This window comes from Winogradskyella sp. 3972H.M.0a.05 (genome assembly GCF_040493455.1).
Classification (GTDB): domain Bacteria; phylum Bacteroidota; class Bacteroidia; order Flavobacteriales; family Flavobacteriaceae; genus Microcosmobacter.
On the sequence record NZ_JANFDA010000005.1, the window covers coordinates 58,515 to 75,483 of the forward strand.

8 protein-coding genes are annotated in these 16,969 nt (G+C 36.1%); 4 read left to right on the forward strand and 4 right to left on the reverse strand.

Annotated elements, in window-relative coordinates; translation table 11 throughout:
* Positions 1–4 precede the first annotated feature (4 nt).
* Positions 5–2,341, forward strand: coding sequence for a T9SS type B sorting domain-containing protein (locus NCE97_RS11130; protein ID WP_353779308.1), 2,337 nt, complete (start codon positions 5–7; stop codon positions 2,339–2,341).
* A gap of 97 nt (positions 2,342–2,438) precedes the next feature.
* Complete coding sequence (gene uvrB / locus NCE97_RS11135; protein WP_353779310.1) at positions 2,439–4,442, forward strand: excinuclease ABC subunit UvrB; 2,004 nt, start codon at positions 2,439–2,441, stop codon at positions 4,440–4,442.
* Positions 4,443–4,449: 7 nt separating this feature from the next.
* On the opposite strand, the gene NCE97_RS11140 is transcribed toward uvrB, so the two are convergent.
* Positions 4,450–4,851 carry a TerB family tellurite resistance protein gene (locus NCE97_RS11140; protein ID WP_353779312.1) on the reverse strand — a complete coding sequence of 134 codons (402 nt, stop codon included), beginning with the start codon at positions 4,849–4,851 and terminating at the stop codon, positions 4,450–4,452.
* Positions 4,852–5,186: 335 nt separating this feature from the next.
* Here NCE97_RS11140 and NCE97_RS11145 point away from each other — a divergent pair, with 335 nt between their 5' ends.
* Together NCE97_RS11145 and NCE97_RS11150 are read left to right on the forward strand one after the other, a co-directional pair.
* Complete coding sequence (locus NCE97_RS11145) at positions 5,187–9,419, forward strand: T9SS type A sorting domain-containing protein (RefSeq protein ID WP_353779314.1); 4,233 nt, start codon at positions 5,187–5,189, stop codon at positions 9,417–9,419.
* Between the two features lie 120 nt (positions 9,420–9,539).
* Complete coding sequence (locus NCE97_RS11150) at positions 9,540–12,176, forward strand: T9SS-dependent choice-of-anchor J family protein (RefSeq protein WP_353779316.1); 2,637 nt, start codon at positions 9,540–9,542, stop codon at positions 12,174–12,176.
* Positions 12,177–12,270: 94 nt separating this feature from the next.
* On the opposite strand, the gene NCE97_RS11155 is transcribed toward NCE97_RS11150, so the two are convergent.
* The 3 genes from NCE97_RS11155 to NCE97_RS11165 are packed head-to-tail and all read right to left on the reverse strand — an operon-like array spanning position 12,271 to position 16,880.
* Positions 12,271–15,513: a CHAT domain-containing protein gene (locus NCE97_RS11155; protein WP_353779318.1), complete on the reverse strand. Its 3,243-nt coding sequence runs from the start codon at positions 15,511–15,513 to the stop codon at positions 12,271–12,273.
* 13 nt (positions 15,514–15,526) lie between these two features.
* Entirely contained in the window at positions 15,527–16,282 is a 756-nt protein-coding gene (locus NCE97_RS11160) for a tetratricopeptide repeat protein (protein ID WP_353779320.1), read from the reverse strand.
* Between the two features lies 1 nt (position 16,283).
* On the reverse strand, positions 16,284–16,880 hold the full coding sequence (locus NCE97_RS11165; RefSeq protein ID WP_353779322.1) for an RNA polymerase sigma factor: 597 nt from the start codon (positions 16,878–16,880) through the stop codon (positions 16,284–16,286).
* Positions 16,881–16,969 lie beyond the last annotated feature (89 nt).

Here is a 16,969-nt window from a genome sequence, read left to right on the forward strand (position 1 = left end):
TGCAATGAAGAACTTCCTATTACTATGTTTCGTATGTCTAAGCATGTCTCTATATGCGCAAAACATTCAGGTAGATAGTCAAACATTTTCGGCACAACAACTTATAGAAGATATTCTTATTGATAGCGATTGCATCAGTAATGTACAAGTCACTAATGTCGTTGGAGGTGATTTTGGAGGAGCAGATCAAAGCTATGGTTTTTTCGATGCTACTGGAACAACCTTCCCGTTTCAAAGCGGTTTGGTAATGAGTACAGGACGTTTACAAAATGTACCTGGACCCAATGCATCGTTGAGTGATGATGACGCTCCAAATTGGACAGGAGACAATGATCTCGAGGTAATTCTCAATGAAAGCAATACAATTAATGCCACAATTTTAGAATTCGATTTTACTGCCGTAGCATCTCAAGTGAGCTTTCGTTACCTTTTTGCTTCAGAAGAATACCAAGAAGGAAATCCTAATACATGCCAGTTTTCGGATTTATTTGGGTTCTTAATACGCCCAGCAAACCAAACTCAATACACCAATATTGCATTAGTACCAGACACACAAACACCAGTTAAGGTAACTACAGTGCATCCTGGTATTCCTGGTGGTTGCGAAGCACAAAATGAATTTTATTTTGAAAGCTTCAATGGAACCAATGTGCCTATAAATTTTAATGGGCAAACCAAGGTGCTTACAGCTACAGCGAATATAGTACCTAATCAACCATATCACGTGAAGTTGGTTATCGCCGACGAACAAAATTTCAGGTTCGATTCCGCTGTATTTTTAGAAGCAGGGAGTTTGCAATTATCAACAGATTTAGGACCTAATAGACTACTCTCAACCTATAATGCTGTTTGTGAAGGTGATACTGTAACCTTAAATGCATTTCAACAAGGTGCTAGCTATATATGGTCTGTTGACGGAGTGCCACAAAGCCAAGTACCGTGTCTCAATTGTTCTGAATTTGAAGTATCCCAACCAGGAACCTATTCCGTAGAAGTATTTCTAGACAATAACTGCATGTCGTTTGGAGACGTCATTATTGAATATGCAGAAAGACCAGACGTTGTCAATGCTACAATGACAGAATGCGATACTAATTCAGACGGGCTGTCTTTTTTCAATTTATTTGATGCTGAAAGTGTTATTGTAGATAATGATACTAGCCTGAACCTTGTAAATTTCTTCTTAACAGAAGACGATGCCATCAATAATAGTGATCCAATTTCTAATGCTGATAATTTTCAAAATACAATACCTTCTCAAATTGTATATGCAAGAGTCATTAACCAGAGTAATTGTAGTAGCATCGCAGAACTTCAACTAGAAACATCGAACAATAACATAGTAGTGCCAGATCTGAACGCTTGTGATGAAAATGAAATCGATGGAATCACGACATTTGACTTACGAGAAATAGAAGCAAGTATCCAATTCCAAATCCCTGGAAATGCCGAAGTCGCTTATTATGGAACAGAAGAAGACGCTTTTAGCGAGCAAAATGAGCTGAGCTTAGACTATCAAAACACAATTCCCTTTTCAGAAATTATTTATATAAAAGTTGAAAATTCTGGACAATGTTTTGCAATTGCTCAAGTACAATTGAATGTCCTTTACACACCACAATTGTTGCCAGATGAAAGTGTAGTGTATTGCTTGAATACCTTCCCAGATACTATTGAATTGATTGGTGGTGTATTGAATGATTCGCCAAGTAACTATTATTACGAATGGTTATTCAATGGCTCATCAACCGCAGTAAACACGTCCTTTAATAATGTCAGTGAAGCTGGAGTTTACACAGTTATTGTTACAGATCCAAATGGTTGCAGTTCGCAACGCACTATTGAAGTAACAGCCTCTAACATTGCTACTATAGATGACGTAACGATTGAAGAAGTGAGCACTAATAATACGATAACCGTAGCAGTAAGTGGAGAAGGGTTTTATGAATATGCCTTGGACGATCCCGATGGATTTTATCAAGAAGAAAATACATTTACCAATGTCTCAGCAGGATTTCATACCGTCTATGTTCGTGATCGAAACGGTTGTGGTATTACAGAGAAGCTAGTTTCCGTTTTAGGATTCCCAAAATTCTTCACACCAAATGGCGATATCTATAACCCATTATGGAAACCAAAAGGCGTTAATGAAGCGTTTAATGTTGGCATATCCATAGACATCTTTGATCGCTATGGTAAACTAATTTCCAGAATCAATCACTTAAGTCCAGGTTGGGACGGAACACTCAACGGAAGACCATTGCCAGGCAGCGATTATTGGTTTGTAGCCACATTGCTAGACGGAAGAACTTACACAGGACATTTTGCCTTAAAGCGATAGCTTTTTGCTGAAAGTAGCTCAATGTTAAATATGAACCAATTAATCCTCAAAAGAGCAGTTATCTTTTGTAAATTTAAGGCTCTTAAAATACATCTTGATGCGCTTTAAAATTGAATCAGAATTTAGTCCAACTGGAGATCAACCAGAAGCAATAGCAGAACTCGCTACAGGAATAGATTCAGGAGAAAAATATCAAACCCTACTTGGTGTAACAGGATCAGGTAAAACCTTTACTGTAGCTAATGTTATTCAAGAAGTGCAACGACCAACATTGGTTTTGGCGCACAATAAAACCTTAGCAGCGCAGCTGTATTCAGAGTTCAAGCAATTCTTTCCAAACAACGCCGTAGAGTATTTTGTATCCTATTATGATTACTATCAACCAGAAGCCTACATTCCAGTCTCCGGAACCTATATAGAGAAAGACCTATCCATAAACGAAGAAATAGAAAAGATGAGGTTGAGCACTACATCATCACTATTATCTGGGCGTAGAGATGTATTGGTAGTAGCTTCAGTATCCTGTTTGTATGGTATTGGAAACCCAGTGGAGTTTCAAAAGAATGTTATCTCGTTAGAACGCGATCAGGTTATATCTAGAACCAAATTATTACATCGTTTAGTTCAGAGTTTGTATTCCAGAACCGAAGCTGATTTCAATAATGGTAATTTCAGAATAAAAGGAGATACAGTAGATGTATTTCCGGGTTATGCTGACCATGCGTATCGTATTCATTTTTTTGGAGATGAAATTGAAGAGATTGAAGCTTTTGATGCGCAATCCAATCAAGTTATTGAAACCTACGATCGACTCAATATTTATCCTGCAAACATGTTTGTAACCTCGCCAGAGGTGCTTCAGAATGCCATAAAAGAAATACAAGATGATCTGGTAAAACAGCACGATTATTTTAAAGACATAGGAAAACATCTTGAAGCAAAGCGATTAAAAGAACGTACAGAGTTCGATTTAGAAATGATTCGAGAGTTGGGTTACTGTTCAGGGATTGAAAACTATTCGCGCTATTTGGATGGGAGAGCAGCAGGTACACGACCATTCTGCCTCTTAGATTATTTCCCTGAAGATTACCTCATGGTTGTAGACGAAAGCCATGTCACTATTTCGCAAGTCCATGCTATGTATGGAGGCGACCGAAGTAGAAAAGAAAATCTCGTAGAATATGGATTCCGATTACCAGCAGCGATGGATAACAGACCATTGAAGTTCGAAGAATTTGAAGCTCTGCAAAATCAGGTCATATACGTCAGTGCAACACCAGCAGATTACGAAATGCAAAAGACAGGAGGCATCTATGTAGAACAGGTCATAAGACCAACAGGACTGCTAGACCCAATCATAGAAGTTAGACCAAGTTTGAATCAAATTGATGATTTAATTGAAGAGATACAAGTCAGAGTTGAAAAAGATGAACGCACATTAGTAACAACCTTGACCAAGCGTATGGCAGAAGAATTGGTGAAATACCTTACCAGAATTCAAATCCGATGTCGATACATTCATAGCGATGTAGATACACTAGAACGTGTTGAGATTATGCAAGATCTGCGCAAAGGCTTGTTCGATGTATTGGTTGGTGTAAACTTGTTGCGCGAAGGTCTGGACTTGCCAGAAGTATCATTAGTAGCAATTCTGGATGCAGATAAAGAAGGTTTCTTAAGATCCACACGATCATTAACCCAAACAGTTGGTAGAGCAGCACGTAACCTTAATGGAAAGGCAATAATGTATGCCGATAAGATTACCAAGAGTATGCAGAAGACCATCGACGAAACCAATTACAGGCGAGATAAACAAATAGCATACAATACGGCAAACAATATCGAGCCAAAAGCACTCAATAAAAGCTTAGATAATGCACTGTCCAAAAATTCAGTAAGTACTTATTATTACGAATTAGAAGCTCGAAAAGCTGCCGAGCCTGAATCGGAATACTTATCGAAACCAGAACTCGAAAAGAAAATTCGTGAAAACCGCAAGCATATGGAAAATGCTGCTAAAAATCTAGATTTTATGGAAGCAGCAAAGTTTAGAGATACAATAAAAATGTATCAGGAAAAAATAGAGAAATTAAAAGCGTAGTCTTTTCCTAGTTATACTGAACTTTAAAAATATCGATTAAGAAATCTGGTGGAACAATTTTGTTAGGGAAACTTTCCATAAGGTCCAATACCTTATTAATTGACTCATGACTCAATCCCATTCGTAATCCAAAGTTATGTAGCTTCACCAATTGTTTTGGCGTAATATGTTTGTCAACATTCATTAATAATACCAATCTATGGAACTGTACAATACGCTCACTGTGCGACTTTAAATGTACATAAGTAACAGGATGCTCAAATAAGTAATCAAAATCTTCTTGAGAAATATCTAATTGTCTAGCAACACCTAGTAAGAAGTTATATTCAATGGATTTTATGCTTTCGTCTGTCATTGCGAACGCTATCATCTCGGATAGCAAGCTCAACTTTTCTTTTCGGTTAATCATAACTGAGGGATTTACTATGGTAAAGTTACCGATATCAAATAAGCTGTTATCGTAGTAATAATGCGACTTGTCGAAAAATAAATAGTACTTGGTCGATTTTATTTTACGTTGGTCATTTTACAACTATGTAGTTCGTCGATAAAATGAAATGTAACTTACTGATATGTAATTAATTAAACATTTTATTTTGAATGAATTTTCATGCAAATCCCAAAATTCTAGTTTATCACTTGTTAGATTTTTCTTTCAAAAGCAAATAAAGGAAACATGAAATTTGATGACCATTTTACTTAACTACGATGAGGTAGTATATAATCTTTTTAAAGCTATTAATTATGAAACGACTATTACTACTATCAATCATCATGGCATTTGGCATAGCCTCATATGCACAAACCACATGGACAGGAGCAGGAGCTGATACCAATTGGAGCAATACAGACAATTGGGATACCAACTTAGTTCCTACAGCATCCGATGACGTTATTATTCCAACAGGGTTTACAGTAACATTGAATGTATCTGGTAACGTAAGATCGATTACACTTCAAGGAAATTCAACTTTAGATATGAATACATCCTTTGAGTTTTCAGAACCTTCAACATTCGAAACTGGTACAACAGTAAATTGGAATACGGGAACACTAAATGGTAATACAAGTACACTCACCAATTCTGGGACAATGAATTTAATGAGTGTAGGAACCAAAATAATTAGTGGAGATACAGTATTGGATAATTCAGGAACCATAAACATTACATCCTCTGGAGATTTATCCATACCACAAGGTATTTTAAATAATCAGGCTTCGGGAGTTATAGACTTGCAAGAAGATGGTGGTAACATAACATGGTCTGGCGGTACGGTTCACATTTTGAATAATTCAGGATTAATAAAAAAGACGACCTCTGCTGGAGAAGCTCAAATAGTTTTATTACTTAACAACAATGATGGTACTATAGAAGTAGAGAGCGGTACCTTATCGCTTCAAAATACCATAGGAAAAAATCTAACAGACGGTACATATAATATATCGTCTGGAGCGACTATGGATTGGGATACCAGAATTACAGTGTCTGGTACGCTTACTGGAGTAAATAATGGAACCTTAAACTGGACTAGTATTGTTGATGTTCCTGTATCAGCTACGTTTAATTTTACAGGTTCAGGAGACTTTAATTGGACTGGCGGTTCATTGAATGGAGGAGGAACGTTAACCAATCTAGGCACCATTAATTTACCCGGTACAGGTTCAAAATCAATATTCGAAGATTCAAACTTTGATAACGAAGGAACAGTTAATATTACAGGAGCAGGAAATCTGTCAATCTCTCAGGGAATTTTTAATAATGAAGCTTCTGGTGTTTTAGATCTTCAGGCAGATTCAGGAGACATTACCTGGTCTGGCGGGTCGGTTCACATTTTGAACAACGCTGGATTGATTAGAAAAACCACGTCATTGGGTGAAGCGCAAATCGTAGCACTATTAAATAATAATGACGGTACCATCAGTGTTGAAAGTGGTATACTATCATTTCAAAATACAATAGGTAAGAACCTTACCGATGGGACTTATAATATATCATCTGGAGCCACCATGGATTGGGATACAACTATGACATTGTCTGGGGATATTTCAGGAACCAATGAGGGCACATTGAATTGGGGAAGCATTGTGGATGTTCCAGGCAGTGCCACAATGGATATTACTGGATCTGGAGTTATTAACTGGAATGGCGGCTCATTAAATGGAGGAGGAACCTTAACCAACCAAAGTACTATTAACTTACCAGGAACAGGCGCAAAATCTATATTTGGAGATACTGCGTTTAGTAATGAAGCTACTTTCAATATTACTGGAGCGGGAGATCTTCTAATTTCTCAAGGGACGTTTGATAATCAAGCCTCTGGAGTTTTAGACTTACAAGAGGATTCAGGTAATATTTCCTGGTCTGGAGGTTCAGTTCATATTCTGAATAATACTGGGCTTATAAGAAAGACAACCTCTACAGGAGAAGCACAAATACATGTATTGCTTAATAATAATGGTGGAACTATCAGTGTTGAAAATGGTACCTTATCATTTCAGAATTCAATAGGTAAGAACTTAACAGGTGGTGTCTATAATGTATCTCCAGGAGCAGCATTCGATTGGGATGGACTTGTTACTTTACTAGGGACTTTGACGGGAACAGTAGATGGTGATTTAAATGCGACCAACACCATAGCAGTAGATTTAGATACAACGGCAACAATAAATATTGCTGGTACTGGTAATGCAAATTGGGTGTCTGGAATATTAAATGGTGGTGGTACACTTATTAATCAGAGTATTATCAATTTAACAGGAACAGGTAGTAAATCCATACTAGGAGATACTACTTTAAATAATGAGGGATTAATAAATTTTACAGCATCTGGAGACCTATTCATATCTCAAGGTATTTTGAACAATCAAGCGAGCGGTGTTATAGATCTGATGACTGATGCTAGTAACTTAACTTGGTCTGGTGGAACGTCTCATATTTTAAATAACTTCGGATTGATAAGACGATCTACAAGTAGCGGTATAGTCGTGTCTTTTGTTGAGTTGACCAACTTTGGAACTATTGAAGTTGCTTCTGGAGAACTAGAGATTTCTAGCTCAGAACCGTTTATTAATGAAACCACAGGTAGAGTAAAAGGTGTTGGTATATTTGATCTTCCATCGACATCAAGTTACACCAACAATGGAATTTTTGAGCCTGGATTATCACCTGGAACGCTAACCGTTCAAGGAGATTATGAATCCACGGCCACTTCAGTATTAGATGTTGAACTAAATGGATTAACGCCAGACACTGAGCATGATGTTTTAGCAGTAATTGGAAATAACAATGTTTTTGATGGAAGCGTTGCGATTACAATGGGCTTTGAAGCAGATGAAGGGGATACATTCACTATTGCCACTACAACAGGAACAATTGTAACTCAAAATTTAACCACACCGATTATAGTTGATTATGATGGAAAGCGATACACATTTGATGTTACCTATCCTAATGATAACGAAGTATTACTTACAATTTCTGATAAGCTAGATATTTTACCACCAGATATAATTACACAGAACATTACAGTTCAACTAGATGCTTCTGGGAATGCAAGTATTACAGCTTCTCAAGTAGACAATGGCACGACTGATAATTGTACACCAACTAATGAGTTGCAATTTGATTTGGACATTACAGACTTCACTTGTGCAGATCTTGGAGATAATACAGTGACGCTAACCGTAACAGATAATGATGGGAATTCTGCAAATGCACCAGCGACCGTAACTGTTGAAGACAATATCGACCCAACTGTGGTGACGCAGAACATAACAGTTCAATTGGATGCCTCGGGAAATGCTTCGATTACAACAGGTGACATAGATGATGGTTCTAGCGATAATTGTACAGTAGCCAACCTAAGTCTAGATGTCACAGATTTCACTTGTGCTAATCTAGGCGCAAATACAGTGAATCTCATTGTGACAGATCAGAGTGGAAACAGTGCTTCAGCTTCAGCGACTGTTACTGTTGAAGATACTGTAGACCCAACTGTAGTCACTCAAAACATAACGGTTCAATTGGATGCATCAGGAAATGCTTCGATTACGACTGGTGATATTGATAATGGCTCCAGTGATAATTGTACAGTATCAAATCTAAGTTTAGATGTCACAGATTTTACTTGTGCAGATCTAGGCGCTAATACGGTGAATCTTACTGTGACCGATCAGAGTGGAAATAGTGCTTCAGCTTCAGCCACAGTTACCGTCGAAGATACTGTAAACCCAATAGTGGTTACACAAAACATAACGGTTCAACTAGATGCTTCTGGAAATGCTTCGATTACGACTGGTGATATTGATAATGGCTCCAGTGATAATTGTACAGTATCAAATCTAAGTTTAGATGTCACAGATTTTACTTGTGCAGATCTAGGCGCTAATACAGTGAACCTAACAGCGACAGACCAGAGTGGTAACAGTGCCTCAGTTTCAGCAATAGTAACTGTAGAGGATACGGTAGATCCTGTAATAAATTGCCCTGCTGGATTTACGGTGGAAACAGTAGGAGATTTTATATTACCAGACTATTTTGTTGAAGGAGATGTTACAGCCTCTGATAATTGTGGATTTACAGTTGTGCAGACTCCAGTGGCAGGAACCAATTTACCTGACGGTGATCATATTATTGAATATGAAGTTACAGATGATGCAGGCAATACTGCGACATGTTCCTTTGAACTTAAGGTTGAGGATATGACATTGAGTATTGAAAATAATCAACTCGTTGATAATGATATCAGTTTATATCCAAATCCGGTTGAGGACAGCTTTACTTTAAAAAATCTAGGAAACATCGAACTGACTAGTATTACAATAGTAGATGTAAAAGGCAGTATTATTCAACAATTAGATTTAAGAACAATGACAATTGAAAAAATAATTAATATTAGTAATTATCAATCTGGAGTGTACTTTGCAAGAATAGAATCGCGCAATGGCTTTATTGTAAAACGAATAATTAAACAATAGGTAATAACCGTTTCATAAGAATTGTTTAATTGAAGACCATCTTGAAAAAGGTGGTCTTTTTTTATGATGACTTTTTTGTAGTTGTTCCGATGTAATAGTAAACCTATAAAGCTATTAATTATGAAACGACTATTACTATTATTGTTTGTTGTGCTTGCTGTGATTACACAAGCAAATGCGCAGTTTTTCGAAGATTTTAATTCAGGAATACCTAACAGTTGGACAGTATTAAATGAAGCTGGAGGAGATGTTTGGGAAATAGACCAACAAGGATGGGGAGGAGGAAGCGGACTTAGATTAGATTTAGACGCCAATGTTGATGAAGATTTTTTAATTACGCCACAGTTTCTTGTGAGCATAGGAAGTTCTGAACGTATTTCGTTTCATGTATTAGCTAGAGATGCAGATATAAGTTTTGATGTTTTACTATCAACATCAGGAACATCTGCTACAGATTTTTCTATAACAATCGCAAGCGAGACAGAACCAGAGGCAGAGTTTAGTAATTATTCAAGATACGAATATGATTTATCTGCGTATGATGGGCAAAATGTATATGTTGCTATAGTTCCTACAACGCCAGATAACATTGGATTTGTACTATTAGAACTTGATGAATTTTCCAATGATTCCTTTGATTGTAAAAGCCCATATGCATTGAGTGGTTCACCATTATTGCTTACTGAGGCAATACTTTCTTGGAGGCATTTTCCTGGACAACAAGATTGGTCAGTACAATATGGAGAAACAGACTTTCCTTTGGGTACAGGAACTATAGTGGAAGATGATAATGAGTTTGCAGGCTTAACCATAACTGGACTAACTTCTGGAGTTTCTTATGATTATTATGTACAATCAAATTGTGGCACTGATGATAGTCAATGGGTTGGGCCATATACTATTGTGCAACCTCAATTAGGAGAAGGTGTTGCCTTTCCGATTCCTATAGATTTATCAACAGACAGTTGTAGCTCTGAATCAACTATTACATTCGATTATGATCAGGGCTTTCCATTCTACACGTTTCCAGGTAACGAAAATGTGTATTTAAACTTCAGTTGTGATCCACAAGCGACAGTAGTTAAAGTAGGAGTTTGGACTCGCTTTACCAGTCCGGCAAATGGTGCAATAAAGATTACGACCGATAATCCAGAGGATAACTTTGTTATTCACACTCTAAATTGTAATAATCAAGGTATTTGTTTTAGAGATGATCAGGTGTTCTGTTACCGAAACCCAACTAATATGTTTTCTCAAACAGTTTTGAATTTAGATCCAAACACAGAATATAGCTTAGCAATATGGCGCTCTGGTTCGTTTCCTAATACTGATATATCTGAAATCTGTGTAGAAGCATTAGGCTGTGTAATTCCTGTAGATTTGGACGTTAATGTAATTTCTGATACAGATGCAGAAATATCATGGACGCCATACGATGGTAGTCAAACTACATGGGAGTATGTTGTACAGGAAGAAGGTCTTGGAGAACCAATGGGTTCAGGGATATCTACTATGAGTACTACAGCAACAGTTTCGGGAACGCAAAATACGACCTATGAGTTTTACGTAAGAACAGATTGTGGAGGCGGATCATTTAGTGATTGGGCAGGTCCATTTGAGTGGCTGCAATCAATAGTTCCTGCAAATAATAATTGTGAAGATGCTGAACTTTTGGTTGAGCAAACCTCTGGAGAATGTACTTTCTTAGCTTCAGGAAATACTTTAGGAGCAGATTACTCTCCAGATAATTTTGATGATTGTACGTTCGATGATGAAGATGTATGGTACACCTTTGTAGCAACATCTCCGAGATATCGATTTAGAATTATTGGAACTAATGGAGAATTTACTGAAACAGATTATTCAGGGATGTTATATGATAGCGACCTGGATTGCACATCCGAAGATGATTTTGATAATTTGCTATGTGTCTATAATGATGACGATGAAGCTTATATTATCTATGATCTGGTTGTAGGGAATACCTATTACTTTAGGGTATCTATGGTACGCTTTTCATCCGATGCAGGTCTAGATTCTTCTTTTGATCTATGTATAAGCATTCCACCGCCACCTCCAGCCAATAACAATTGTGTTGATGCGATGCCAATCCAGACAGGGATGAGCTATAATGGAGATACAACTTGGGCTACCAATTTTGATGACATTCCATTATGTAATAATCCTACTAATGACGATTATAATGTTGTATGGTATTCTTACACAGGTCTGGGTAGTGAAGAGGATATTACCATTTCATTCTGCGAACGACTATTTCCTGTGGAGATGGCAGTGTTTACTGGTTCATGCAATGATCTCGAATGTTTCAGTAGCTTCACAAATAGTGAATTTGTAGCACAAGCAGAATGTAGTGTTGGATTTAATAGAAACTATACGTTTAATTCCGATGGAACATCAACATACTATATTGCGATACGTGGTAATGACGATGATGATTTTGGACTGTATAGTTTTGATGTCAGTGGTATTACGCTTTCAACACCGCAATTTGAAAGTAATGCCTTTACCATATTTCCAAACCCAGCTAAGTCTTCAGTAAATATCAATAATCTTAATAACATACCACTAGATAAAATTGAACTTGTAGACATAAATGGAAGAATTGTTGAGTCTATAGAACCAGAAGCTGGTTTTGGTAGTATGGAAATAGCACTAACAAAGTTTTCGCAAGGGCTTTACTTTGTTAGGCTGTATTCTGACAATTCAATAATTAGTAAAAAACTATTAGTGCAATAACATTTGGAGCTGTATAAGCCTATGAAGCTATTAATTAGGGAAATTTAATCTGGGCTTATTATATTGAAAGAGCTGTAGAATAACAGCTCTTTTTCTATGCTTTAGATTTTATTCTGAAGCCTATAACAATTAGAATTAAAATTATCGTTGCACCAAGGAGCCACCAAATCATATTAGAATGTGTATTGATGTTTATTGGGCTTGTATCTCCTATAAGCACTAAGCCTGCCCAATATTGTGGTGTTATTGTTCGTCCTTGAGCATTAGCAATGTAATCTAATTTTGCCTGTCGAAGCGCTTCATCCTTGCTTAAGCCATTTGCAATATGATTGTAAAAATGCTTAATAATCTCATTACTCGATTGCTCATCGATTTTCCATAAGCTGGTTAAAATACTCTCGCTTCCAGCATAGTTAAAAGCATGAGCTAATGAAATCATGCCTTCACCAGCTTGATATGTAGGTTTTCCTGTTTCACAAGCAGTTAGTATGGCTAAATCTGAATTGATATTTTCATTATAGATTTCGTAAGTATACAAGTAATTCTCATTAATGTTTGAAACGCTATCAACTGCCTTTGCGAATACCAATCGAGATAACTCAGGTGAAACATTATTGGATTCAGCATGAGTTCCGATATGAATTATTTTATGTTCGTTGGCTGTTGTATTAAAAAGTTGTTTGGTAGCATTCTCGTTGAGATAAGAATCACCATTAAATAGTCTTGAAAACTCTTCAGCAATATCCACGCTAAATGGTTGGGGAATTAGGTTGAGGTAAGTTCTGTCTACTTCTAGTGAGTCTTTGATAGCTATTTTATAATCATTTTTCATTTGATCATTAAACTCTGGAGCAAAAGCTATAAAATCATCTCTGTATTCAAAGGTTTTGCTGCTTGGCTTTAATAACAGAAGACTATAATTATAAGAGATGATATGATTGGCTAAAAGACTTAGATTGGCCAAATCGCTAAATGCCTTTATAGGCTCAGTAGTCAATGTTTCGAAACTCAAATTGAAGAGTTCTCCATCCGGAACAATAGTGACATGATTTGTTTGTATATCATCTTTGAATGGCGCCCATAAGGTTTCATACAGCGCATGATAATAAGAGCTTGCCTCTGAAATATCCGTTGGGTTTCCAGTAAAGTATTTGCTAAGATGTTTTACAGCGTCATAGTCTAATTTGTAGAGCTTTTTATCATTTTTAGTGACTATAAATGCATATAGGTTCGATTCAACAAACAAGTACCTCACAACAGTAGATGTGTCATCAATATTTTCTTGAAGATCGGTAAGAGATTCTTCAATAGTTGCATAACGCATATCATAGTATTTAGGATAGTTTTGTTTTAAACTATCAACGAAACGTGTCCAGGAGTTTGAATCTTCAAAATAAGAGCTAATACTTTCCGAAGTATTTAACGAACTCGATAACTTAGTTCTTAACGCTTGCTCTCGCGCAAGAACAGATTTTGGAATACCAACAAAAGCAATATTATCTTTTAGGTTTAATCTCGACCGAATCCTGTGATAAATACCAGATTCATGGAGTTCTATGATCTTATCTAGATACTTTGAGTTTTTTGTGCTTTTGTATAACTCTAAAGCAATTTGCTTAGAAAAGTCTGTGATGGATTTATAATCCAATAAAAGTGAGTTAATATCTTGAGTCTTAAAAACTGTTGTTTTGCGACGTTCTAATAGCTCTGTAGCTTGGTCTAACTTATCTAACAAGCTTACTAGCAGTTTTTCGTCTTTAGTGCTCTCCAATTGATATTTAGATTTGCATTCTAGTAATAATAGTTGAGGTTTGTAATATTCAATCTGTGCAGCATTCATATTAGAATCAGCAGATTCTAATCGTTCATCTAAAGATTGAATTCCCTCTAGAGCCCATTCACTAGATTTTTGATAATTACCACTTTCATAATAGACATCTGCTAGATTAATAGTTTCTTTTAGCAAGGATAAATTGGTTTCACCACCATTTTTAAGAACATAGTCGTAGGTTTTTTGTGCTACAGCAACACCTTCAGCCTTATCTCCATGATTAGCCAGAAACAAAGCATAATCTCTTAGTAAGACTAGGTATTCTCTACTATATTCAACAGGATAAGCTTTATTAAACAGAGTCTCACTTTCCTTAAAAAAGCGCGATGCTTCTGTTATATTTTGTTTGGACAGATAAGCCTTGGCTAGGGTATGTAAAATCTCTGCTTCAACAGGCAAGTATTTACTGTTTGATGCTCTTAGGTTTTTTAAGGCTTTATTAGAGGTTTCTATACTATTGTCGAACTCCTGTAATTGAATTTCAGAATAAGCAATTTGATTTAAAGCCGTTGCTAAACGAGGGCTAGTAGACTCGTAGACGTCTTTCTTTTTCTCATAAGCATATTTAAGCATTTCATAGGCCTTGGTCAAATAACCAGTATCATTATAGAAAGCTGCCAGATTAGAAATTGCTGAAGATTGTAAACGTCTAGATTTTGTAACTAAAAAGTCATCTTTAGAACCATTAATAATTTCCTGTAAGCGTTTAATGATTTCCTCTTTGATTTCTATCGCTTCACTGATACGTCCTTGCGAGTCAATGACTAACGCTAGATTAAACTTGAAGGCAGTGATATAGTACAGACGATCATAATTGGTTAAATCACTGATTTCTGTAGCTGCAATAGCCTTGTTAAAATACACTTGAGCACTATCTAGTTTGTTGAGAGTCCACATAGATACCGCTACGCCATTGTATGAATCTGCAAGCACATGTTTTTTTACGGTTTCAGATTTTTCATAAGCAGCCACAGAGTTTTTAAAATAGCTTACAGCATTACTTAAATCATAAAGCGCGTAATAGTTTCCGCCAATAACGTAGTTTATCTTTCCCAACTCTTCATAGGTAACATCTTCTTGCATTTTTGCATAAGACAATGCTTTTTTAGACGCAGCTACACATTTGGTGTCATCGCCTAAGAAAAGATACAATTGATCTAAACTTAGATAAGCTTTAAAAATGGTTCTGGCATTAGAAGTTTTCTGTTTTAGTTCAGTGACAAATAACTCAGCTTTTTCTCCTGCCTTTGTTGCATTAGTTTTATACGATTCGAGTTTACCAATAAGTAAAGGGAATTGATATAAAGAATCTATTTGATTGCTTGAAGTGAAATCCGTCAGACTTGAGTTAATCAAAGAATCGGCTTTGCTGAGTTGTTTTTCTTCTAAATAGTTATCTACAAGTTCTAATAATGAAGGTGTTGAGACTTGAGCTAAACTAATGGAAGAACTAAATAAAAAAATTAACAACAGAAAAACTCTGTAATAGCAAGAAGGGGTAATCATGAGCTCTAATTTTTTAATCGTTTAGTTCAGAAAGAAGGGCCTTGCTATTATCGATAGAACTAAAGTTAAGATTTTTTTTCGCTAACTCTATATTATCAATTTGTAAATAAGCCAAGCCTAAGTAATAATGAGCTTCATTTTTGAAGCTATTTGTGTCAGATTCAGTAACAACTTCTAGATGTTTAATAGCCTCCTCAACTTCCTTATTCGCCATTTTGGCAACACCGATAAAATAATTTAAAGTATCATTTTGTGGTTTCGCTTCAAGTAAGGTATTCCATTTTGTAATAGCACTATCATAATCACCTTGCTTGTAAGTAACCATAGCATCATAAAACTCAAAATTTTCATTGCTGTTACTCATTAAGGTTGGCAAACCAGGATCTGGAGAAAAATAGTCGTTATAAAGCTTCTCAGAAGCGCTAGGCTGATTAAAATACCATAAGCTTGCTAAACCAATAAATACTATTAAAGAAGCAGCAATACCATATGTTTTATACCATGACGTAGATGAAGAAAAATTATCATCAAGTGCGACAACATCAGTCTGTTCTATACTTTCATCATGAAAAGCATCGAGCTTTTCTTTTAAAGATTGTGACTCAATAGCTTTTAATAATGCCCTATAGTCTTCTACTTTTTCCCTCAAAGTTTCATCAGTAGATAATTTGGATTCAAAAGTCTCTTTTTCAGAATCAGTCATAGTGTTGAGAAGATAACTCTCAATTAACTCAAATTCTTCAGGAGATATGTCATTGTTTTGATTCATCTTACTTCAAGTTTAGGTTTTGGGCTAATTCTCTTAATCGTTGCATACATCTGTATTTTTTATTCTTAGCAGAAGCAGGATCGATATTCAGTTCATCGGCAATATCTTTCATCGATTTCTTATCAAAATAAAAAGCCTTCAACAATGATTTACACGGTTCTCCCAAACCCTCAAAAGCAGTCATTGCACGTTTGAGTTTTTTCTCAAATTCATGATCTTGAGTAGAAGGATGCACATGCATTTTGGGTTCTTTAAAACCTACCAACTCACTTTCGTAAACCGTTTTTTTATATTTCTTTGATCTGAGAAAATCCAACCATTTATGTTTTGCTATGGTATACAAATAACCATGAATCGAAGAATCGTCTTTAGGTATAAACTTGTCTTCTTTAATATTTCTCCAAACTGCTAAAAACGCCTCCTGGTAAATATCTTTCGCATGGTCTTTAGTACCATTATTTTGTAATACAAATACTTCTACTTTAGGATAATTGCTAGTGTACAATAACTTTAGTACCCCTTCGTCATTGGCCTTAATAGCTTCAATGGTAAGTGCACGAGTAGTTTTTTGGTTGGATTTGAAACGTGAGTTTCTCATATAGTATAAATATACTCGAAACAGCCGATTGTAACAACCCAATCAGTTAAACTACAGGCTTTAGAGTTAAAAAGTTACATGGTTTAGCT